Annotated in this window: 17 protein-coding genes; 7 read left to right on the top strand and 10 right to left on the bottom strand. The window is 58.2% G+C overall.

Translation table 11 applies throughout. The features are described 5' to 3' along the window. Positions 1–69: 69 nt before the first annotated feature. Genes ACR0AH_RS16425 through xdhA form a run of 7 tightly spaced genes read right to left on the bottom strand, consistent with a single transcriptional unit; the run spans position 70 to position 9,430 of the window. The gene (locus tag ACR0AH_RS16425; RefSeq protein ID WP_170733016.1) at positions 70–1,143 is read right to left on the bottom strand and encodes a BMP family ABC transporter substrate-binding protein; all 1,074 of its coding nucleotides are present in this window, start codon (positions 1,141–1,143) and stop codon (positions 70–72) included. A gap of 34 nt (positions 1,144–1,177) precedes the next feature. Next, positions 1,178–2,098, bottom strand: coding sequence for an ABC transporter permease (locus ACR0AH_RS16430; protein ID WP_170392493.1), 921 nt, complete (start codon positions 2,096–2,098; stop codon positions 1,178–1,180). 1 nt (position 2,099) lies between these two features. Then, the gene (locus tag ACR0AH_RS16435; RefSeq protein ID WP_170392492.1) at positions 2,100–3,182 is read right to left on the bottom strand and encodes an ABC transporter permease; all 1,083 of its coding nucleotides are present in this window, start codon (positions 3,180–3,182) and stop codon (positions 2,100–2,102) included. A gap of 38 nt (positions 3,183–3,220) precedes the next feature. Then, positions 3,221–4,738, bottom strand: a complete 1,518-nt coding sequence (locus ACR0AH_RS16440; protein ID WP_170420509.1) for an ABC transporter ATP-binding protein — start codon at positions 4,736–4,738, stop codon at positions 3,221–3,223. Beyond that, on the bottom strand, positions 4,735–5,670 hold the full coding sequence (xdhC, locus tag ACR0AH_RS16445; protein ID WP_170802012.1) for a xanthine dehydrogenase accessory protein XdhC: 936 nt from the start codon (positions 5,668–5,670) through the stop codon (positions 4,735–4,737). Before xdhC ends, ACR0AH_RS16440 begins: the two co-directional genes overlap by 4 nt. Beyond that, positions 5,670–8,072, bottom strand: a complete 2,403-nt coding sequence (gene xdhB, locus ACR0AH_RS16450; RefSeq protein WP_480592817.1) for a xanthine dehydrogenase molybdopterin binding subunit — start codon at positions 8,070–8,072, stop codon at positions 5,670–5,672. Before xdhB ends, xdhC begins: the two co-directional genes overlap by 1 nt. Beyond that, positions 8,069–9,430, bottom strand: a complete 1,362-nt coding sequence (xdhA, locus tag ACR0AH_RS16455; protein ID WP_480592819.1) for a xanthine dehydrogenase small subunit — start codon at positions 9,428–9,430, stop codon at positions 8,069–8,071. Before xdhA ends, xdhB begins: the two co-directional genes overlap by 4 nt. 342 nt (positions 9,431–9,772) lie before the next feature. Between xdhA and dnaE the strand changes: the two genes are divergently transcribed. The 3 genes from dnaE (at position 9,773) to ACR0AH_RS16470 (ending at position 13,946) form a co-directional block, all read left to right on the top strand. Further along, entirely contained in the window at positions 9,773–13,273 is a 3,501-nt protein-coding gene (gene dnaE, locus ACR0AH_RS16460) for a DNA polymerase III subunit alpha (RefSeq protein WP_480592821.1), read from the top strand. Positions 13,274–13,359: 86 nt separating this feature from the next. Further along, on the top strand, positions 13,360–13,572 hold the full coding sequence (locus ACR0AH_RS16465) for a YMGG-like glycine zipper-containing protein (protein ID WP_170392486.1): 213 nt from the start codon (positions 13,360–13,362) through the stop codon (positions 13,570–13,572). A gap of 2 nt (positions 13,573–13,574) precedes the next feature. Beyond that, positions 13,575–13,946, top strand: coding sequence for a YmgD family protein (locus ACR0AH_RS16470; protein ID WP_170625174.1), 372 nt, complete (start codon positions 13,575–13,577; stop codon positions 13,944–13,946). Positions 13,947–13,969: 23 nt separating this feature from the next. Here ACR0AH_RS16470 and ACR0AH_RS16475 read toward each other — a convergent pair whose 3' ends face one another. Next, entirely contained in the window at positions 13,970–14,656 is a 687-nt protein-coding gene (locus tag ACR0AH_RS16475) for an imm11 family protein (protein WP_170625175.1), read from the bottom strand. Positions 14,657–14,666: 10 nt separating this feature from the next. Then, on the bottom strand, positions 14,667–14,861 hold the full coding sequence (locus ACR0AH_RS16480; RefSeq protein ID WP_170392484.1) for a SlyX family protein: 195 nt from the start codon (positions 14,859–14,861) through the stop codon (positions 14,667–14,669). A 125-nt stretch (positions 14,862–14,986) separates the two neighbouring features. Between ACR0AH_RS16480 and hisS the strand changes: the two genes are divergently transcribed. The 3 genes from hisS to hisG are packed head-to-tail and all read left to right on the top strand — an operon-like array spanning position 14,987 to position 18,252. Next, positions 14,987–16,474 (top strand): histidine--tRNA ligase, encoded by a 1,488-nt coding sequence (gene hisS / locus ACR0AH_RS16485; protein ID WP_480592823.1) that lies wholly within the window; start codon positions 14,987–14,989, stop codon positions 16,472–16,474. Positions 16,475–16,477: 3 nt separating this feature from the next. Further along, positions 16,478–17,566: an ATP phosphoribosyltransferase regulatory subunit gene (locus ACR0AH_RS16490; protein ID WP_480587988.1), complete on the top strand. Its 1,089-nt coding sequence runs from the start codon at positions 16,478–16,480 to the stop codon at positions 17,564–17,566. Continuing rightward, positions 17,563–18,252 (top strand): ATP phosphoribosyltransferase, encoded by a 690-nt coding sequence (hisG, locus tag ACR0AH_RS16495; RefSeq protein ID WP_170401909.1) that lies wholly within the window; start codon positions 17,563–17,565, stop codon positions 18,250–18,252. Before ACR0AH_RS16490 ends, hisG begins: the two co-directional genes overlap by 4 nt. Here the strand turns inward: hisG and ACR0AH_RS16500 are convergent. Next, entirely contained in the window at positions 18,249–18,680 is a 432-nt protein-coding gene (locus ACR0AH_RS16500; RefSeq protein ID WP_170392480.1) for a DUF1489 family protein, read from the bottom strand. The genes hisG and ACR0AH_RS16500 overlap by 4 nt on opposite strands. Before the next feature lie 129 nt (positions 18,681–18,809). Here ACR0AH_RS16500 and ACR0AH_RS16505 point away from each other — a divergent pair, with 129 nt between their 5' ends. Continuing rightward, positions 18,810–21,092 carry an adenosylcobalamin-dependent ribonucleoside-diphosphate reductase gene (locus tag ACR0AH_RS16505; protein ID WP_170733008.1) on the top strand — a complete coding sequence of 761 codons (2,283 nt, stop codon included), beginning with the start codon at positions 18,810–18,812 and terminating at the stop codon, positions 21,090–21,092. Positions 21,093–21,491: the final 399 nt, after the last annotated feature.

The following is a 21,491-nucleotide window of genomic DNA, read 5'->3' on the forward strand; positions in this document are numbered from 1 at the left end:
TGGGCTCAGGGCGACTAAAAAGGCCCGCAAAAAACATGCGGGCCTTGTTGTTAGTTTCCGGCTCAGTTTCTACTGCGGGATTTCGCCTTCCAGCCCCTCAACGTAGAAATTCATGCCCGCCAGCGTACCGTCATCGGCGGTCTCGCCTTCGGCCAGCCAGTCACTGCCGTCCTGCTTTTTCAGCGGGCCAGTAAAGGGGTGGTATTCACCGGCTGCCATCGCGGCTTTCAGCGCCAGTGCTTCTTCTTTAACATCAGCCGGAACGGCGTCCGAAATCTCACCAATTGCTACCATGCCTTCCCGGATGCCATCCCAAGTGTTGGCACTTTCCCATGTTCCGTCCATCACGGCCTGGGTCCGCGCGATGTAGTAGGGAGCCCAATCGTCGATGATTGAAGACACACGCGGGAAGGGTGCGTATTCGCTCATGTCGGAGGCTTGGCCAAAGGTGACAACGTTTCCTGCCTCTTGCGCGGCTGCCTGCGGTGCAGTCGAGTCAGTGTGCTGCAGGATCACGTCCGCGCCCTGTTCGATCAGAACTGTGGCGGCGTCAGCTTCTTTCGCAGGATCGAACCAAGTGTAGGCCCAGACGATCTTGAACTCGACATCCGGATTCACCTTCTTGGCGTGGATATAGGCTGAGTTGATACCACGGATCACTTCAGGGATCGGGTAGGACCCGATGTAGCCGATGATATTCGATTCCGTCATTTTACCGGCGATGTGGCCTTGGACTGCGCGACCTTCATAAAAACGGGCCGAGTAGACCGAGACGTTGTCGGCGGTCTTGTAGCCGGTTGCGTGCTCGAATTTCACATCCGGGAATTTCTTCGCGACATTGATGGTCGGATCCATGTAGCCGAACGAGGTGGTGAAGATCAGGTCCGCGCCTTCCAGCGCCATCTGGGTCATCACGCGTTCTGCATCTGGGCCCTCAGGCACCGACTCGACGAACACGGTTTCGACCTTGTCGCCAAAGTGCTCTTCCACGGCCAGACGGCCCTTGTTGTGCTCATAGGTCCAGCCGCCATCGCCCACTGGGCCGACATAGACGAAGCCGACTTTGGTCTTGTCTTGGGCCACGGCCCCCGAGGCCAGACCCAGCGCCATTGCGGCGCTTGCCAAAAGTGTAGTGAATTTCATGTGTTACTCCCCAAGTTGGTTCAGTTGGCCTCGCCTAGTGCGAGGCATGGAAGGTCCGGCCCAATGCGGCAGGTGCGCTGCTCTTGTCGGCCGAAAGGATCACAAGCACAAGGATCGTGATGATGTAGGGCGACATTGCCAGATACTCGACAGGAATGGCAACGCCCGCTGCCTGCAAATTAAGCTGCAACACAGTGATGCCGCCGAACAAATAGGCGCCCAGCAAGACACGCCATGGTTTCCAGCTGGCAAAAACCACCAGCGCCAAGGCAATCCAGCCGACACCGGCAGTCATGCCCTCGGTCCACTGCGGCACGCGGATCAGGCTGATGTAGGCGCCGCCCAAGCCAGCGCAAGCACCACCAAACAGGATCGCCATGATGCGAATTTTGATGACTTTGTAGCCCAGCGCATGCGCCGCATCGTGGTTCTCGCCAACCGCGCGCAATATCAGGCCGATGCGTGTGTATTTCAGCGTGGCCCAGACGGCGGCCGTCAGGGCAATTCCGACGTAGAGGATCGGGTCGTGCTGAAACAGGATTGGTCCAATAACGGGGATATCGCTGATCACCGGGATATGGATTTCACCCATGCTGGGCGGCTTGATTCCTACGTAGCTCTGCCCCATCAGCGCGCTGAACCCGAGGCCGAACAATGTTAGGGCCAGGCCACTGGCAACTTGATTGGCCAGCGCCACCTGCGTCAGCAGCACAAACAACAGCGATAGCACCGCGCCACCGATTGCTGCCGCAATAAAGCCCAGCCAGGGCGAACCGGTCTCGACCGAGATTGCGAAGCCGCTGATTGCGCCCACGATCATCATGCCCTCGACACCGAGGTTCAGGACGCCTGCTTTTTCGACCACCAATTCTCCGATTGCGGCCAACAAAAGTGGGGTTGCGGCCACCATTAGCGAGGCGACCAGAAGGACGGGGTTAATTTCACCAAGGTCCATATCACGCTACCTCGCTACGGGCCGCACGGATGCGGTAGTTTGTCAGAAGATCGAATGCCAGCAGGAAGAACAGAAGCATCCCCTGGAATACCTGAATGGCTGCGGCGGGCAGACCCAGCTGAGATTGGGCGATTTCACCGCCAATATAAGTCAACGCCATCAGGCCTCCGGCCAGCAGGATGCCCACCGGATGCAAACGGCCAAGGAAAGCCACGATGATCGCGGTAAAGCCGTAACCGACGTTGAAATCGATGCTGACCACGCCAGCAGGGCCCGAGACTTCGAACATCCCCGCAAGACCGGCCAGCGCGCCGGCCAGACCCAGACAGAACAAGATCAGGCGGGCAGGGTTTACACCTGCGAACTTCGCCGCACGCGGGGCCTCACCTGTCAGGCGGATGTGGAAGCCCAGCATGTGCCGGTTCAGCAAGACATATGCAAAGATAACAGCGATCAGGGCAGTGACTACGCCCCAGTGCATGCCTGAACCCGCAATCAGCTCGGCATTATACGCGCTGTCGTAGGATTGCAGATTGCGCGAACCGGGAAAGCCGAACCCTTCGGGATTCTTCAGCAGGCCTAGCGAGACCGAGGCCAGCATCTGTTCGGCCACATAGACCAACATCAGCGACACAAGGATTTCATTGGTACCGAAGCGCACTTTCAGGAAGGCTGGGATCATTGCCCATAGCCAGCCGCCAAACGCGCCTGCAATCACCATGATCGGAAAGATGTAGAATGCATCCAGCGGATAGAATGCCAGACCAGCGCCCGCACCGAAAATGGCCCCCATAATGTACTGACCTTCGGCCCCGATATTCCAGATACCGGCGCGGAAGCCTAAAGACAGGCCGATGGCGATCAAAACCAGGGGCGCGCCCTTAACCAGCAATTGCGGCCGATAATAGAAGGCGAACTCGCCAAACAGGGGTTCCCAGAAAATGGTTCCAATAGCCTCGACCGGGTTTTTGCCCAGAATGGCGAACAGTATGCCACCAAAAACCATCGTCGCCAGGACCGCGACCAGAGGGGTGGCATAAGACCACGCCTTGGACGGCTGAGGCCGTTTCTCCAACACAATCATTTGCTCATACCCCCGCGTTTCTCTTTTCTTTTAACTGTTTAGACATGGGCCACCTCCATGCCATGCGCGCCGCCCATCATCAGGCCGATCTCATCGACCGTCAGACCCGTGGTTTCACGCGGGGCGCTTAGTCGCCCTTCGTTCAAGGCGGCAAAGCTGTCTGAGATTTCCATCAGTTCATCGAGGTCTTGCGAGATACAGATGACCGCAGTTCCCTTGGCCGCCAGATCCAGAATGGCCTGCCGGATCGAAGCCGCCGCCGCCGCATCCACGCCCCAAGTCGGCTGGTTCACGACCAGAACATCCGGGTTTTGCAGCACTTCGCGACCAATCACGAACTTCTGCAGGTTCCCGCCCGACAGCGACCGGGCGGCATTTTCAGGACCCGGCGTACGCACGTCAAAGGCGCTAATGATCTTTTCGGCAAAGCTCTTGGTCTCGGACCACTTCAGAAAGCCGTTATTCTCCAGCCCCTCGCGGACCGACCCGGTCAGCAGAGCGTTTTCGGTCAGGCTCATATCAGGGGCAGCCGCGTGGCCCAGCCGTTCTTCGGGCGCGGTCAACACGCCGAGCTTACGCCGCGCGGTCGGGCCGAGTTTGCCGATGGGTTGACCGTTGAATTTGATCGCATCTGCGGTGGTCGGAATTTCGCCAGAAAGCACACCCAGCAATTCATCCTGACCGTTCCCCGCGACACCCCCGATCCCCAGAACCTCGCCCTTGCGGACGGTCATGTGGACGTTGCGAAGCGCGGTTCCGAATTCCGACGGCGACGGCACTGACAATCCGCTGACATCCAGCGCAACGTCACCGAATTCCCGGCCGGAACGTTCAGGTGTCTGCAGGGTTGACCCCACCATCATCTCAGCCATATCGCGCGCTGAGGTTTCGGCTGGTACACATTCGCCCACATTCTTACCCAGCCGCAGAATCGTGGCGTGGTCGCATAGCGTTCGAATCTCTTCCAGCTTGTGCGAGATATACAGGATCGATGTCCCTTCCGAGCGCAATTTGTTCAGCGTTTCGAAAAGGATTTCAACCTCTTGCGGCGTCAGAACCGAGGTCGGCTCGTCCATGATCAGCAACTTCGGGTCCTGCAGCAGGCAGCGGATGATTTCGACCCGCTGACGCTCACCCGCAGACAGATCACCTACCGTACGGAAAGGATCCAAGGGCAGGCCGTAGGTTTCGGATACTTCGCGGATACGCGACGCCAGATCTCCCATCGGGGGTGGGTTCTCCATCCCCAGAGCGATATTCTCGGCGACGTTCAACGCATCGAACAGCGAAAAATGCTGGAACACCATCGCGATCCCGTCCGCACGGGCGGCGCGCGGTTCAGGCGGTGCATAGGGCTGCCCACGCAGCAGCATCGTGCCGCTGTCGGGTTTCACCAGCCCATAGATCATTTTGACAAGCGTGGATTTGCCCGCGCCGTTCTCGCCCAGCAGTGCGTGAACTTCGCCTTCACCGATGTCAAAGGACACCTGATCATTGGCCACGACGCCGGGATAGGCTTTGGTCAGCCCTTGCAAGCTCAGAAGTGGAGTGGTCACGCGCTCAGGTCCTTCTTCAATTCGTTCTGTCGGGCGGGGCGTAACAGTTGCGCTGCCACCCCAACGGCGATCATCTGCGGGTGTTTGCCCAAGCCCGGATCGCCGATCGGACAGGTGATCCGGCTGATCCGCTCGGGCGGATGTCCAAGGGCCGCAAGCCGCGACCGGAATCGCGCCCATTTCGTAGCGGAGCCGATAAGCCCCGCAAAGAGGAAATTGTGCGAAAGCAGCCGGTTGCACAGTTCCAGATCCAGATTGTGCGAATAGGTAAGCACCAGATGCTCGGCGTCGGTTGGCGCGTGGCGAACCAGCTCGGCGGGTTTTGCGGTCGGAACCGGGGTTACACCGGTTGGAACCACATCGGGAAACCGCTCGGGTCCGGTATCGACCCAGGTGATTGCCAGATCGGGTAGGGGGGACAAAACGTCCACCAGCGCCCGGCCTACATGGCCTGCGCCCCAGATCCACAGAATACGCGTCGGTTTGTGAACGGGTTCGACCATCCAACCTTCGATCAGTTGTGGCTCGGGCGCGGCACCTTGTCCTCGCGCTGCCGCCAGCAGACGTTTGACCGATAGCGGCATCTCTCCGCCCGAGGCCGAACGCGCGATGACGGTATCGTCCAGTGCATTCAGCGTTTCATGATCAAATACTTCACTCAGCAATGAAACTGCACCGCCGCAGCATTGCCCCATGTCGGGGCCAAGAGCGTGATGCGTTAGTCGGGTGGCGGTGGTTTGGGATCGCGCAGCTTCAGTTGCCTGATACTCCAACGTGCCTCCACCGATGGTGCCGCTTTGCCCGTCCTTCCAAACAAGCATCGCGGCCCCCACTTCACGTGGAGACGACCCTTTGATGCCGGCGATGACCACCCGGACCACTGTTCCGTGGGTTTTGACCGCCTCCCTCAAAGCCTCCAAGTCAAATCCCATCAGATGCCTCCCTTCATCTTTTGGACGCCGCGCCAAACTTCTTCAGCCGTGGCTGGTGCATCAAGAGCGGGGTAGACCTCTCCACAGGCCGCGACCGCATTCGACAGGGCCAGCCATGCTGAAATACCCAGCATGAACGGCGGTTCGCCCACCGCTTTCGAACGATAGATCGTGTCCTCACGGTTTTCGGCATCCCAGAGTGCGACGTTGAATACGTCGGGTCGATCTGAGCAGGCGGGGATCTTGTAGGTCGAGGGTGCGTGTGTGCGCAGGTTGCCCGTGCCGTCCCAGACCAGTTCCTCGGTCGTTAGCCAGCCCGCGCCTTGCACATAACCTCCTTCGACCTGCCCGATATCCAACGCCGGGTTCAACGAAGCACCGGCATCATGCAGGATATCGGTGCGCAAAATGCGGTTCTCACCAGTCAGAGTGTCGACGGCCACTTCGGTGACCGACGCTCCGTAGGCGAAGTAGAAGAACGGACGGCCACGTCCGGCGATCCGGTCCCATTCGATTTTGGGTGTCTTGTAGAAACCGGTCGCCGACAGGCTGATCCGACCCTGATAGACCAGCGCCGCAGCTTCAGCGAAGGTGTAGCGTTCTGCGCCAACCGAAACATGGCCATCAGAGAAGGTGACAGTCGACGGATCGGCCTGATGCCGCTCGGCCAGATAGTCCGCCATTCGATCGCGGATCGTATCGCAGGCCGCCTTCACTGCCATGCCATTCAGGTCACTGCCCGAGGATGCTGCCGTGGCCGAAGTGTTCGGCACCTTGGCCGTATCCGTGGCGGTGATTTTGACCATCTCCAGCGGGATGCCAAAGCGCGAAGCCGCCACCTGCGCCACCTTTTGGAACAGGCCCTGACCCATCTCGGTACCGCCGTGGTTCAGATGGACCGAGCCATCCTGATACACATGCACCAAAGCGCCTGCCTGATTCAGGTGGGTCAGCGTGAAGGAAATCCCGAACTTGACCGGAGAAAAGGCAATGCCCTTCTTGATCACGCTGTTCTCGGCGTTCCATTTCGCAATGGCGGCCTTGCGCGTTTCGTAATCGCTGGATTTCAGTAGCGCCTGAGTCATCCCGTGTAATTCGAAATCGCTGACCTCCATTCCGTAGGGCGTGGTATTGCCGCCAGCGGGCAGAGGGCGCACGGGGGCGTCCCCGGTTTCGACCGCGCCGCGGCTTGTTAGGTCCTCATGCGGGTCGGGATGACCCAAAGGCTTCTCGGACGGCGTGATCTCGGCAATCGCATGGGCCGGTTCGTAATAGTTTCGGCGGCGCAGTTCCACCGGGTCCAGACCCAGCTCATACGCGGCGTGGTCCATCACGCGTTCGATGCCAACCATGCCCTGCGGGCCGCCGAAGCCGCGATAAGCGGTGGCGGATTGGGTATTGGTCTTCAGCCGGTGGCTTTCGATCCGTGCATTTGGCAACAGATAGGCATTGTCCGAATGCAGCATCGCGCGGTCGGCGACGGGCAGGGACAGATCCTGCGCCCAACCGCAGATGGCGTGGTGTAAGAACGAAACGCCCTGAATGTGGCCATTCTCATCGAACCCAGCCTTGTAGGAAATCCGGAAGGCGTGGCGTTTGCCGGTGATGATCATGTCATCGTCGCGGTCATAGCGCATCTTGCAGGCCTTGCCGGTTGCACGTGCGGCTATAGCACAAGCCACAGCCAAAGCGTTGCCCTGGCTTTCCTTGCCGCCAAAACCTCCGCCCATACGGCGGGTTTCAACGCGGACCGCGTGCATCGGAACGCCCAAAGCGTCCGCCACCTTGTGCTGGATCTCGGTCGGGTGCTGGGTCGAGCTGTGCACTAGCATATCCGCGCCTTCATTCGGCACGGCCAGCGCCGCCTGACCTTCGAGATAGAAATGTTCCTGCCCGCCAAGTTCGAAAGACCCTTCGATCACGTGTGTCGCGCCAGAGATAGCCGCATCTGCATCACCCTTGGCGTAAACGCGCGGGCCGTCCTCGAACCGGCTGTCGGCGGCCAGAGCCTCTTCGACCGTCAGGATTGGCGTTTCCTCGGCATAGTCGATCTTGCCCAGACGTGCGGCCTTGCGGGCGGCCAGATGGCTGGTGGCGATGACCAGAAACACCGGCTGGCCGATATAGTGGACTGTTCCGTCCGACAGCAGCGGTTCATCATGGATCGAAGGCGATACGTCGTTGGCGAAGGGCAGATCATCCGCAGCCATAACCATCACGACGCCCTCGGCAGCCTTCACCGCAGACAGGTCCATTGCGGTGATCTTGCCTTTGGCAATCGGGCTGAGGCCAAAAGCCAGATGCAAACTGTCCCTGGGTGTCGGGATATCGTCCACATACCGCGCGGTTCCTGAAACGTGCAGCGGTGCTGCGTCGTGGGGGAGGGGTTTGGTCACGCTCATGCCGATACCTCCAGCACATTGGTCACTTCGCCCTGATCTTCCAAGAAGTATCTTTCGAGCATCGCTTTGGCGGTTTCCAGTCGATAGGTGGCCGAGGCGCGCATGTCCGTGAGTGGTGAATAATCGTCGGCAAAGGCAGGCAGCGCGGCGTCAATCGTCTCGCGCGCCCAAGGTTTACCGACCAATGCGGCCTCGACATGGGTTGCCCGTTTCGGGATGCCGGCCATGCCGCCGAACGCGATGCGCGCCTGCGTGACGATGCCGCCCGAGACGGTGATGTTGAAACACCCGCAGACGGCCGAGATGTCCTGATCGAACCGCTTGCTGAGTTTATAGGCCTTCAGGCGATCCAGCTGACGGGGGAAACTGACAGCTTCGACGAATTCACCGGGAACGCGGTCCTGTTTGCCATAGTCGATAAAGAACTCTTCCAGCGGAAGGGACCGGCGGGTGTCGCCTTTGCGCAGATGAAGGGTTGCGTCCAGAGCAATCAGCGCAGGCGGGTTGTCACCAATGGGCGAGCCATTGGCGATGTTGCCGCCCACCGTTGCAGCATGGCGCACCTGAACACTGGCATAGCGACGGATCATTTCGGCGTAAGAGGGGTGAAGATCGGCCAGAGCCTCACCCATCCGATTCATGTCGACCATTGCGCCAAAGCGAATTTCATCGTCGGTGATGGTGATTTGATTGAGATCATCGCAACGGTTGAGGAAGATTACTGGATCCAGGTCGCGCAGTTGCTTTGTCACCCACAGGCCGACATCTGTTGCTCCGGCAACCAGCGTGGCATCCGGGTTTTCAACATATACAGCTGCCAGTTCATCGGAAGATTCAGGCAGCATGCGCGACGCAGCAGAAGATGCGAGTGGCTTGTCTTTGACCCAGACTGGCACGGGACGGTCCTCGACCGCTTTCGCGGCGCGAATAATCGGTGCATAGCCAGTGCAGCGGCACAGGTTTCCGGCAAGCTGGGTGTCATGATCCGTGGCGCCCGTCGCATGACTGGCGACCATCGACATGACAAAACCCGGAGTGCAAAAACCGCATTGCGAACCGTGCAGGTCAACCATTGCCTGTTGAACGGGATGTGCTTCGCCATCCGGGCCGCTTGCCCCTTCGACTGTACGAACCGCTTTGCCATGCAGCTGGGGCAAGAACAGGATGCAGGAGTTCAGAGCTTTTGCACCGTCTTCGTCCGTCACCATGACCGTGCACGCGCCGCAATCGCCTTCGTTGCAGCCTTCTTTGGTGCCTGTCAGACCGCGATCTTCACGCAGCCAGTCCAGTAGGGTGGCCGTCGGATCGACATCCGGCAGCTCCACTGTCTCTCCGTTCAGAAGAAACGTGATGTTCATTCGAGAAACCCGTCGCGTTACCCGGTTGCGCCCGTTCGGCCCTCCTTCGATGCGACGTAGAAAGAGTGGCGGGCGGTAGCTTGCCGTCAGATGTTAGAAACAGCGTACCTTATCTGGCAAGAAAAACTGCCTATATGATACACCATTGCACCCGAGCGGCCCATGATTGTCGTGTATGTGTGAAGCTTAACAAATTGAAAATAAACACTTTTTGGGAAGGTGTGCGTTCCTGCGCCCGAAGCACCTTCTGAAAAAGCCGAATAATCACCGATGATTTTTTCGGCATTCGATGGTGCCGGTTCCCGCTTTTGCAACGTCGCTGGCTGAGATAGCTTAGCCTGTATGAGCAGTTCCCCCCGATTCATTCACCTCCGCGTTCACACTGAATATTCGTTGCTGGAAGGTGCCGTGCGGCTGAAGAAGCTGCCGGACCTGTGCCAGAAGATGGAGATGCCCGCCGTCGCAGTGACGGATACCAATTCAATGTTCTCGGCCTTAGAGTTTTCGGTCACCGCCAGCGGGGCGGGTGTGCAACCGATCATGGGCTGTCAGGTCGATCTCAGTTACGTTCAGGCGCAGCCGGGAGAAAAGCCAAAATCACCCGCGCCGCTGGTGCTGCTGGCACAATCCGAGGTGGGATATGAGAATCTGATGAAGCTCAGTTCCTGCCTGTATGTAGACAAAAGCGGGCAGTTGCCGCAGGTCACTTTGGACGAATTGGCGGAACGATCAGATGATTTGATCTGCTTAACCGGCGGTCCAGACGGGCCCGTAGGGTTGCTGTTACAGCAAGGTCAGCGCCCTGCTGCCGAGGCTTTGGTGGATCGTTTGTCCGCGATTTTCCCGGATCGCCTTTATGTTGAGTTGCAGCGTCACCCAGGCGAAGGAGGCCAACCTGAGGCCGAGCGCTTGACCGAGCGCGGTCATGTCGAGATGGCCTATGAAAAGAACTTGCCGCTGGTGGCCACCAATGACGTCTATTTTCCGACTTCGGACATGTACGAGGCCCACGACGCGCTGATCTGTATCGCCGAGGGGGCTTATGTCGACCAGCAGGACGGTCGCCGACGTCTGACCGCGCAGCACTATTTCAAGTCTCAGCAGGAGATGGTGACGCTGTTCGCCGATCTGCCCGAAGCCGTCGAGAATACGGTTGAAATCGCGCAACGCTGCGCCTTCATGGCTTATCGCCGCGACCCGATCCTGCCGAAGTTTGCAGATGATGAGGTCGCCGAACTGCGTCGCATCGCCAACGAGGGTCTGCAAAAACGTCTGGCCGTGATCCCGCATGCCGTGACTTCCGAAGAATATCAAGAACGGCTGGATTTCGAACTTGGCATTATCGAAGGGATGGGTTTCCCTGGCTATTTCCTGATCGTTGCCGACTTTATCCAATGGGCCAAGGATCATGACATTCCGGTGGGTCCGGGGCGAGGCTCGGGTGCGGGATCACTGGTGGCTTATGCGTTGACGATTACCGACCTTGATCCGCTGCGGTATTCGCTTCTGTTTGAACGGTTTCTGAACCCCGAGCGGGTTTCTATGCCCGACTTCGATATCGACTTCTGCATGGATCGCCGTGAAGAGGTTATCCGCTACGTGCAGCAGAAATACGGGCGCGACAAAGTGGGGCAGATCATCACCTTCGGTGCCTTGCTGTCGAAGGCGGCTGTGCGCGATATTGGGCGTGTATTGCAGATGCCATACGGGCAGGTTGATCGCCTGTCCAAGATGATCCCAGTCGAAGGCGTCAAACCCGTTTCCATCGAAAAGGCACTGAAGGATGAGCCGCGCCTGAGGGAAGAGGCACGCAATGAAGAGGTCGTTGACCGTCTGCTCACATATGGCCAGCAAGTCGAGGGGCTGCTGCGCAACGCCTCGACACACGCTGCCGGCGTGGTGATCGGAGACCGGCCGCTGGATGCACTGGTTCCAATATACCAAGACCCGCGTTCGGACATGCCTGCGACCCAATTCAATATGAAATGGGTAGAACAGGCCGGGCTTGTAAAGTTCGATTTTCTGGGTCTGAAAACACTGACCGTGATCCAGAACGCGATGGATTTGATCTTTAAGTCAGGGCGTGACCTTCACATAGCTCCCGATGGCACGGAACTCTATGAACCCGCCGAAGGGGCAATAAATCAGATCAACGCCATCCCGCTGGATGACGAGGCGACGTACAAACTCTATTCGGCGGCCAAGACGGTGGCGGTGTTCCAGGTTGAATCCTCTGGCATGATGGATGCGCTCAAGCGGATGAAGCCGGATTGTATCGAGGATATCATCGCCCTCGTCGCGCTTTATCGACCCGGCCCGATGGAGAACATCCCCAAGTTCTGCGAGGTCAAGAACAAGCTTAGCGAACGCGACACGCTGCACCCGTCCATCGACCATATCTTGGATGAGACGCAGGGCATCATCGTCTATCAGGAACAGGTGATGCAGATCGCGCAGGAGATGGCGGGTTACAGCCTTGGGGGCGCGGACTTGCTGCGCCGCGCGATGGGTAAGAAAATTCAGGAGGCGATGGATGCAGAGCGGCCCAAGTTCCTCAAAGGTGCTGCCGAAAACAATGTGGATGAGGCCAAGGCGACCGAAGTCTGGAACCTGCTGGACAAGTTCGCCAACTATGGCTTCAACAAATCCCACGCCGCCGCCTATGCGGTGGTCAGCTATCAAACCGGCTGGCTAAAGGCGAACCACCCGGTCGAGTTCATGGCAGGTGTCATGAACTGCGATATCCATTTGACCGACAAGCTCGCGATCTATTTTGAGGAAGTCCGCAAGGGGCTGCAGCTGCCCTATGTTCCGCCGTGCGTGAATCGATCCCAAGCGACCTTTGATGTGGCCGATGGGCATTTGGTCTATGCGCTGGGCGCGCTCAAGAACGTAGGCGTCGAGGCAATGAATCTTGTGGTTGAGGGGCGTGGCGAAAAGCCTTTCGTAAACCTGTTCGACTTCGCCCGCCGTGTTGACCTGAAGAAGGTCGGCAAACGCCCGCTTGAGATGCTGGCTCGCGCCGGTGCCTTTGACGAGCTCGATAAAAATCGTCGCCGTGTGTTTGAAAGCCTTGATCCGTTGGTTCAGTATTCGGCGGCGATTCACGAGCAGAAGAATTCCAACCAAGTTTCCCTGTTTGGCGAGGCAGGCGATGACCTGCCCGAACCGCGTCTGTCCCCTTCGCCTGATTGGCTACCTGCCGAACGCCTGAGCGAGGAATTCAAGGCCATCGGATTCTACCTGTCTGGCCATCCGCTGGATGACTATATGCCGGCCCTGAAGCGCAAACAGGTACTGACACTGGATCAGGTGACTGAAAAGGCGCGCTCTGGCCCATTTATTGCCAAGATGGCAGGCGTCGTTGCCGGACGGCAAGAAAGGAAATCAGCGCGCGGCAATCGGTTCGCTTTTGCCCAGCTCTCTGACCCCACCGGAGCATTCGAGGTCACGTTATTCTCGGAAACACTGGAGAAATCCCGAGAGTTTCTGGAAACCGGCGCACAGGTGGTACTGACGGCCGAAGCGACCATGGAGGCCGATCAGCTGAAATTGCTGGGCCGTTCCGTTGGTCCGGTTGATACAGTTGTGGCCGATGCGGGTGCAACGGGTTTGCGTGTGTTTGTCGAGGATTCGAAGGTTTTGCCGAACATGGCCACGGTACTGGAAGGCGCAGAGGCTTCAGCCAAAAGGGTTGCCAAGGGACCTGTCTATGTTTGTCTGTTCGATCCCGGACTGCCAGGCGAGGTCGAGATGGATCTGGGCCGGGAATTTCCGATCAACCCAGAAATCAAAGGCGCGCTGAAGTCGCTCGAGGGGATATCGGAGATCGAAGAAATCTGATCCCGAACCGTAATGTTGCCACACGCGATGGACCCCGCTAGGCTGGGTGAACATCCTCAAAGGTCATTTCACAGGAGGGTTCCGAAATGGCAAGTTCAGGCAATGTTTTCAGGATATTTACACTCGCCGCAGCATGTTCACTGGCATTGGCCACTGCGGTACATGCAGACGACAAAAAGAAGAAGAACACTCTTACCGGGGCCTTGGTCGGCGCGGGCGTTGGCGCGCTGGTAGGCGATGGTAAAGGGGCTGCGGTCGGTGGGGTGGCCGGTGCCATAATCGGACATAACTGGAAGTGATCATGATGTTGAAAAATCCCATCAAATCTTCCTTCTGCGCCACGCTGTTTGTTATTCCGACGTTTGCTTTCGCGGATGAGGCTGCTGAGCAGATGGTGCAAGACGTCCTGCCTATGATGCACTATACATGCGCCTCGATCGCCGAAGCGGCCGACGGGGACGAAGCCTTTGTTGTCGAAGTCGTAGGAAAGATGACGGCCTTGTCACTCTATAATCGGCAGATCAATATCGAAGATCACGCGGCCACTGACGAGGAAAAGGCCCAACTGCGCGAAGCCTTCATCGCCGCTCTGTCCGAGGGCTGTGCCGCCGACAAGAACGCCCTTCTGGGCGGTGTGGTCGATAACGCGGTGAAATCGACGTTGGGGATGTAAGCGAGCGCTGGTTATTGCGGGCGCTAAAGTCTGCCAACCGGGCAACGAATGAGGCCCCAGCCGTTGTCCATCTGGGCCGCTTTCAGGCCTGAGACGAGACGGTCGGACAAAAAGAAGAGTTTTGGAACTTTCGGGTCCAGCCAGATGTCCGGTCCGCCCAACGCTTCGGGTATGACTACCAGTTTGGTTTCTTGACTGCTTCTAGGAAGGTAGGTTCGACCATAGCGATTGCTAAGTGGTGACCGAACATCCCCCTCCGGGCCCAGCACATCATAATTACCCATGGGTCGTTTGTTGCACACGTTCAGAAAGTAATACCGCTCGGACGTGGTCAGATGGTTTTCAGTTGAATCCATCAGCGTCAACGGATGAAATACCGTGTCCCCCAGATCGAACTGTTCCAGAACGGATTTGGCGGATTGGGAAACCATAGGCTTGCCACCGCCATTGATGAATGGAGCCGTATAATACTCGGCTTTAGAATTGTAATGATAAACGCTACCAACCTGTTCTTTGGTCAGCAGATCACCGCGTTTCCAGCTTTGAGAGGCTTGACGGAGGATGCTCTTCGACCATTCGACGTCTTCGGCAGATTGTTTTTTCCGCCAATTGTCTGTGTATTCTCTGCGCGATACACCCTCTATGACGTTGATATTGTTCACCGTCGTAGCAATCCACACGCATTGCGCGTTGCTGTCCTCACTCGCCATCAGCTTGCCCTCAGTAATGCGGCGGGCGTTCGTCTCCGAACACAACTCCGCCTGAACCTTCCTGCGCGCGTTCTGCTTCACGCTGCAGCAACATCTCGACGCGGCGGGTCAGGCGGTCGATCTCGTTCTGTTGGTTTGTGACGACCGAGTTCAGCTCTTCGACCGTGCGGGTCAGATGGGCGATCTGCTCTTCCAGATGCTGCATGGGGCTCTCCTTATAGGCGTCTCATAGCGACCCTGTGACGCCCTGGCCAGAGAAACCCCGCCTTGCTCCGATGCGGGCCATGGGATAGACCGCGCGCGGAACACTAAATCCCAAGGACGCCCCACATGGCCAAGCCCAAGAAACAGCCCCGCCCCAAGGCCGTAACGCCGAAAGGGTTCCGCGACTATTTCGGCGAGGAAGTCACGCAGCGCACCGAGATGCTGCGGACGATTGCGGGTGTCTATCATCGATACGGGTTCGATGCCTTGGAAAGCAGCGCGGTTGAAACGGTTGAGGCGTTGGGCAAGTTCCTGCCCGACGTGGACCGCCCGAACGAGGGCGTATTTGCATGGCAGGAATTTGACGAAGGCGGCAATGGCGACTGGATGGCCCTGCGCTATGACCTGACTGCTCCTTTGGCCCGTGTCTATGCGCAGCACCGCAACGATCTGCCGACACCTTATCGCCGCTATGCGATGGGTCCGGTCTGGCGGAACGAGAAGCCGGGGCCGGGGCGGTATCGTCAGTTTTATCAGTGCGATGCGGATACGGTGGGCACGGCCTCAATGGCTGCGGATGCCGAGATTTGCTCTATGCTGTCGGACACGCTGGAAACCGTTGGAATCCCGCGCGGTGACTATTTGGTGCGGGTCAACAACCGTAAGGTTCTGAATGGTGTGCTCGAAGCGATGGGTTTGGGTGAAGACGCCGCCGCCCGAGATAATGTTCTGCGCACGATCGACAAGTTCGACAAGGTGGGCGAGGCTGGTGTGCGTGAGCTTTTGACCAAAGGCCGATTGGATGCCTCTGGCGCTTTTATCGATGGTGTTGGTCTTTGCGGTGATCAGGCCGAGCCGGTGATTGCCTTCCTGACTTCTAAAGCTGCAGATACCGCCGGAACGCTGGCCAACCTGCGTGCCGCCGTGGGTGACAGCGAGATCGGTGCGGATGGGATCGCTGAGTTGGAGCAGATTGGTGCGCTGCTGGATGCAGGCGGGTATGGTTCGGACCGGATCGAGATTGATCCTTCGGTCGTGCGTGGCCTCGGCTATTACACTGGGCCGGTCTATGAGGCCGAACTGACCTTCGAAATATACGACGAGAAGGGCCGCAAGCGGCAATTCGGGTCGGTCTCGGGTGGTGGTCGCTATGATGATCTGGTCAAGCGGTTTACCGGACAGGAAGTACCCGCGACCGGCATCTCCATCGGTGTTGACCGATTGTTGGCCGCTTTGCGTGAAAAGGGGCGGATCGCGGCGCAAGCGACTGGCCCGGTGGTTGTGACAGTCATGGATCGCGACCGCATGGCGGATTACCAGACGATGGTCGCTGAACTGAGGAATGCAGGGGTCCGGGCCGAGGTCTACTTGGGCAACCCTAAGAACTTTGGAAATCAGCTGAAATATGCGGACAAGCGGAACTCTCCGATTGCGGTGATCGAAGGCGGTGACGAAAAGGCAAATGGGATCGTGCAGATCAAGGACCTGATTCTTGGCGCCAAGATTGCCGAAAGCGCCACGCTTGAGGAATGGAAAGAACGGCCCAGCCAGTTCGAAGTGCCCCGCGGCGATCTGGTCGCTAAGGTGCGCGAGATTCTGGACAATCAGGACTGACCCATGCCGAACCGTTCCCAAATACAGGCCCGCGCCGCCATGATGCGTGTCCGGTTCGAGGCGGCGGGCGCGCAGGTGGTTGATACGCCTCTGCTGCAGCCAGCCGGGACGCTGCTGGACCTCTATGGAGAAGATATCCGCGCCCGTGCGTACGTAACCTCGGACGCGCTGCGGGGTGAGCAGATGCTGCGCCCGGATTTCACCCTGCCGGTGGTGCAGATGCACATGTCCGACGGGGCTGAACCAGCAAGATACACCTATTCCGGCGAAGTGTTCCGCCGTCAGGAACACGATCCGGATCGTGCTAATGAGTATATCCAAGTCGGCTACGAAGTATTTGATCGCGAAGACCCCGCCGGAGCCGATGCCGAGGTGTTTTCGTTATTTGCCCTGCAATTGCGCGGGCTGCCCTTGCGGGCAGCGACAGGTGATATCGGTATTCTGATCGCCGCTGTTGAGGGTCTCAAGACCACTAGTCGTCGTAAGGCTGCACTGATGCGGCATCTCTGGCGGCCTCGCCGGTTCCGCGTTTTGCTGGACCGATATGCCGGACGCAAAGCTAGTCTCGAGGGGCGCGATGCTCTGCTTGACGCGGTCGATCCATTGGCGATTGACGTGCCCATGATAGGCAAGCGCCGCACGCCCGAAATTCTCGAACGGATTGATGCCCTGCGCGAAGACCGCGCTGCGCCGCCGATCTCGGACAATGAACTGGCCGGTTTGGAGACGCTGCTTAATGTGCGCGAAACCATGCCTTTCGCGCTGGAACAACTGCGTGACATTGCGGTTGATCTGCCACAGATCACATCTGCTTTGGATCGTTTGGAAGCTCGTATCGCAGCCCTGCAGGCGCGTGGCGTGGATGTGGATACACTGGATTTTGAGGCGTCTTATGGCAGGACCTCGATGGAGTACTACGACGGGTTTGTGTTCGGCTTTTACGCCGAAGGCCGCCCTGATCTGCCACCGGTTGCGACCGGTGGGCGCTATGATGCGCTGACTAGGCAATTGGGTGGTGGGGCCGAGATTCCGGCAATTGGCGGCGTGATCCGCCCGGACCTGATGCTCGAAATCGAGGAGGCTGCGCAATGAGCCTGAAACTCGGGGTGCCTTCGAAGGGCCGGTTGATGGACAAGACCTTTGCATGGTTTGAAAAGCGCGGCATTACACTGTCGCGCAGCGGATCAGACCGGGAATACGCGGGCAAGGTTGATGGGATTGGTGGCGTCTCGCTGATCCTATTGTCTGCAGGAGAGATTCCGCGCGAGCTGGCGGCGGGACGCATTCATTTGGGCGTGACCGGCATCGATCTTGTGCATGAAAAGCTGCCGCGCTGGGAACAGCAGGTGGAAGAGGTTGCACCTTTGGGGTTCGGCAAGGCGGACCTTATCATCGCAACCCCAGCCTGCTGGGTCGACGTGGACACTCTGGATGATTTGGATGCAGCGGCGGCAGGTTTTCGCAGGGCGCATGGCCATCGGCTTCGGATCGCTACCAAGTACCACCGTCTGGTCCGCGAATTCCTGACCGAAGCGGGAGTGGCCGATTATACGCTGGTCGACAGCCAGGGCGCAACCGAGGGGACGGTGGTGAATGAGACAGCCGAGGCGATTGCCGATATCACCTCGACCGGGGAAACACTGCGGGCGAACCACCTGAAAATCCTGTCGGATGGGTTGATCCTGCAATCGCAGGCCACGCTGTGGCGCAGCCGCGTGGCCAAATACGATGCGGCTGAAAAGACGGCTTTGAATGAGCTGCTGGACAGGTTGGCCTAAAGCACCCCAATTTCCGCTAATGCGCGGTTCAGGTCGTCGGGCAAGGCATCGTCCTGCTCGCGATTTTTAGGCAAGTCGGCAGGGGTGTCCTCAGGCTTGAGATACCGCCAGCCCTGGAATGGACGCTTCAGAGCGTTCTGCGTTCTGTGTACCTCGGGGTCCAGGACGATGGCGCAGCGGCGGATGCCATCCTCGCCTCGGACTTCATCCAGCCGCAGGATGCGCTGGCGGCACTGGACCACACCTTTGATCACCCAATAGATCGACCCGCCATTCAGAATTTCAGCGTCGCGCTTGGGCCACATGCGGGTGACGTGGCGCGGGTATCCGTCCTCATAGAGTGGTTTGCGGCTGTCTTGCCACGCCATCAGCGTGTCGACGCTTTCTGACCCAACCGAAAGTTTGATGAGGTTTACGTACTTATCCACAGCTTTCCCACAGAGTCGTCCCAAGGGTGATCCCTATATTGTAGCCCTCATGCGCTTGTCATCAAGGTGTTGTGGTTTAGATGTGATCTGGGCTAATCTGAATGCCTCTTTCAGCACAGGGAATCACCAATGAGCCGCTTTGCCGCCCCCATCGCCGAGCAGATCTGGGATATGAAATACCGCTTTAAACAGGCGGATGGTACGCCCATCGATCAGACAGTCGAGGACAGCTGGCGGCGCATAGCTCGTGATCTGGCGCGTGTAGAAGAAGACCCGGCGCATTGGGAAGAAAAATTCTATGAGGCGCTAGAGGATTTCAAATACCTTCCTGCTGGCCGCATCACCGCCGGGGCGGGCACCGCGCGACAGGTAACCCTGTTCAACTGCTTTGTGATGGGGACGATCCCCGACAGCATGGGCGGTATCTTCGACATGCTGAAAGAGGCCGCGCTGACCATGCAGCAGGGCGGGGGGATCGGTTACGATTTCTCAACCATCCGTCCGCGCGGTGCCGATGTGAAAGGGGTCGCAGCGGATGCCTCGGGCCCGCTAAGCTTTATGGACGTCTGGGACGCCATGTGCCGCACGATCATGTCTGCAGGCTCGCGTCGTGGTGCGATGATGGCGACCATGCGCTGCGACCATCCAGATATCGAACAGTTCATCACCGCGAAATCCGACCCGGCGCGTTTGCGCATGTTCAACATGTCGGTTCTGGTCACCGATCCATTCATGGAGGCCGTTAAGGCCGATGGACCGTGGGATCTGGTATTTGACGGAAAGGTCTATCACACCGTTCAGGCGCGGGATCTTTGGAACAAGATCATGCAGGCCACCTATGATTATGCCGAGCCGGGCGTGATCTTTATCGACCGGATCAACCAGGCGAACAACCTGAATTACGTCGAGACGATCTCGGCGACCAACCCGTGTGGAGAACAACCTCTACCGCCTTATGGTGCCTGTCTGCTGGGTTCGATCAATCTGGCACGGTTGGTTGCCGAGCCGTTCGAGGATGCCGCGCATCTGGACGAGGAGGCCTTGCAAGAGCTGGTGGCCACCGCCGTTCGCATGATGGACAACGTGGTGGACGCGTCGAAATTCCCGCTGGCCGAACAAGAAGCCGAGGCGCAGGACAAGCGCCGTATCGGGCTGGGCGTGACTGGTCTGGCCGATGCGCTGTTGATGTTGGGTTTGCGCTACGGCTCGGACGAGGCGGCGCGTCAGACCGAACGCTGGTTGCACGCAATCGCGCGCGCCGCGTATCTGGCGTCGGTCGATTTGGCGAGGGAAAAGGGCGCTTTCCCACTGTTTGACGCCGAGAAATATCTGGCCAGCGGCACCATGCAACTGATGGATGACGATGTGCGCGACGCAATCCGCGAACACGGCATCCGCAACGCGCTGCTGACCTCGATCGCGCCGACGGGTACGATTTCGCTGTATGCGGGCAACGTGTCTTCGGGGATCGAGCCGGTTTTCGCCTATGCCTACACGCGCAAGGTGCTGCAAAAGGACGGTTCGCGCACCGAAGAAGAGGTTGTGGACTATGCGGTGCAGATGTGGCGCGACAAGTTTGGCGACGCCGAATTGCCCAAGTATTTCGTGAATGCGCAAACACTAAGCCCGTCCCATCACGTAAAAATGCAGGCGGCGGCGCAAAAGTGGATCGATAGTTCGATATCGAAGACGATCAACTGTCCCGAAGATATCAGCTTTGACGCCTTCAAAGACGTCTATATGCAGGCCTGGGATCAGGGATGCAAAGGCTGCACTACCTATAGGCCAAACGATGTGACCGGCTCGGTTCTGAGCGTATCGGAAAGCGACGACAAAGCGCCGGGTGAAAGCGCGGATGCCCCGCATGAGGTTGACGGGGGCGAGGTCGTTTATATGTCCGAACCGCTGGATCGCCCACAATCGCTTGAAGGGTCGACTTACAAGCTGAAATGGCCGGACAGCGAGCACGCAATCTATCTGACAATTAACGATATCGTCATTGCCGGACGCCGTCGTCCCTTCGAGGTGTTCATTAACTCGAAGAATATGGAGCATTATGCTTGGACGCTGGCTTTGACCCGGATGATATCGGCCGTGTTCCGACGCGGTGGCGATGTGTCCTTTGTGGTCGAGGAACTGAAAGCTGTGTTTGACCCGCGCGGCGGGGCCTGGGTCAAAGGCAAGTACATTCCGTCCATCCTGGCCGCGATTGGCGGCGTGATCGAGCAACACATGGTCAATATCGGCTTCCTTGAGGGCGAAGGCATGGGCCTGAAATCCGATCCTCAGGCGCAGGTGGTCAACATGGACGCCCCGCGTGGCAAGGCTTGCCCATCCTGTGGTCAGTTCGACATGGTGATGATCGAAGGCTGCATGACCTGCCGCAGCTGCGGTTATTCTAAGTGTGGCTGATTTGGCGTAAAAGCTATCTGCAATCATGAACCGCCAGGCAATACGAACCCATTTCGGCGGTTTTGGCGCCCATAAACAAGGTCATTAGCGCCCACAACTCGCAAACCTAAGGATTTATAGGGAAACAAGGCGCCGGATCATTGATCAACGGCGCCTTGATTTTTTGCGAGATTGGGAATGAACGCAGAAGTCTTACGAGAATTGATGGCAACAAGCTTCAGAAAGCGATGACAACCGCGACTGCCGTCAATGTCCGAGTTGTGCAGAAAGCAGACTTTGCAAACCTCAACGAACGATCATAGCGAACGTTTGCCGAGAGCTTTTGGAGCAGCAGTTATGAGGAACCGGCTGGACAGGCTATTGATCATAACTTGCTGTTCTGTCGAAATCTCGCGCCAG

It is taken from the genome of Ruegeria sp. AM5, from assembly GCF_056540645.1.

Bases quoted from the DNA above. Each gene is read 5' to 3' on its own strand.
- ACR0AH_RS16425 (WP_170733016.1), bottom strand. From the start codon at position 1,143: ATGAAATTCACTACACTTTTGGCAAGCGCCGCAATGGCGCTGGGTCTG.
- ACR0AH_RS16430 (WP_170392493.1), bottom strand. From the start codon at position 2,098: ATGGACCTTGGTGAAATTAACCCCGTCCTTCTGGTCGCCTCGCTAATG.
- ACR0AH_RS16435 (WP_170392492.1), bottom strand. From the start codon at position 3,182: ATGATTGTGTTGGAGAAACGGCCTCAGCCGTCCAAGGCGTGGTCTTAT.
- xdhC (WP_170802012.1), bottom strand. From the start codon at position 5,670: ATGGGATTTGACTTGGAGGCTTTGAGGGAGGCGGTCAAAACCCACGGA.
- xdhB (WP_480592817.1), bottom strand. From the start codon at position 8,072: ATGAGCGTGACCAAACCCCTCCCCCACGACGCAGCACCGCTGCACGTT.
- xdhA (WP_480592819.1), bottom strand. From the start codon at position 9,430: ATGAACATCACGTTTCTTCTGAACGGAGAGACAGTGGAGCTGCCGGAT.
- dnaE (WP_480592821.1), top strand. From the start codon at position 9,773: ATGAGCAGTTCCCCCCGATTCATTCACCTCCGCGTTCACACTGAATAT.
- ACR0AH_RS16465 (WP_170392486.1), top strand. From the start codon at position 13,360: ATGGCAAGTTCAGGCAATGTTTTCAGGATATTTACACTCGCCGCAGCA.
- ACR0AH_RS16470 (WP_170625174.1), top strand. From the start codon at position 13,575: ATGATGTTGAAAAATCCCATCAAATCTTCCTTCTGCGCCACGCTGTTT.
- ACR0AH_RS16475 (WP_170625175.1), bottom strand. From the start codon at position 14,656: ATGGCGAGTGAGGACAGCAACGCGCAATGCGTGTGGATTGCTACGACG.
- ACR0AH_RS16480 (WP_170392484.1), bottom strand. From the start codon at position 14,861: ATGCAGCATCTGGAAGAGCAGATCGCCCATCTGACCCGCACGGTCGAA.
- hisS (WP_480592823.1), top strand. From the start codon at position 14,987: ATGGCCAAGCCCAAGAAACAGCCCCGCCCCAAGGCCGTAACGCCGAAA.
- ACR0AH_RS16490 (WP_480587988.1), top strand. From the start codon at position 16,478: ATGCCGAACCGTTCCCAAATACAGGCCCGCGCCGCCATGATGCGTGTC.
- hisG (WP_170401909.1), top strand. From the start codon at position 17,563: ATGAGCCTGAAACTCGGGGTGCCTTCGAAGGGCCGGTTGATGGACAAG.
- ACR0AH_RS16505 (WP_170733008.1), top strand. From the start codon at position 18,810: ATGAGCCGCTTTGCCGCCCCCATCGCCGAGCAGATCTGGGATATGAAA.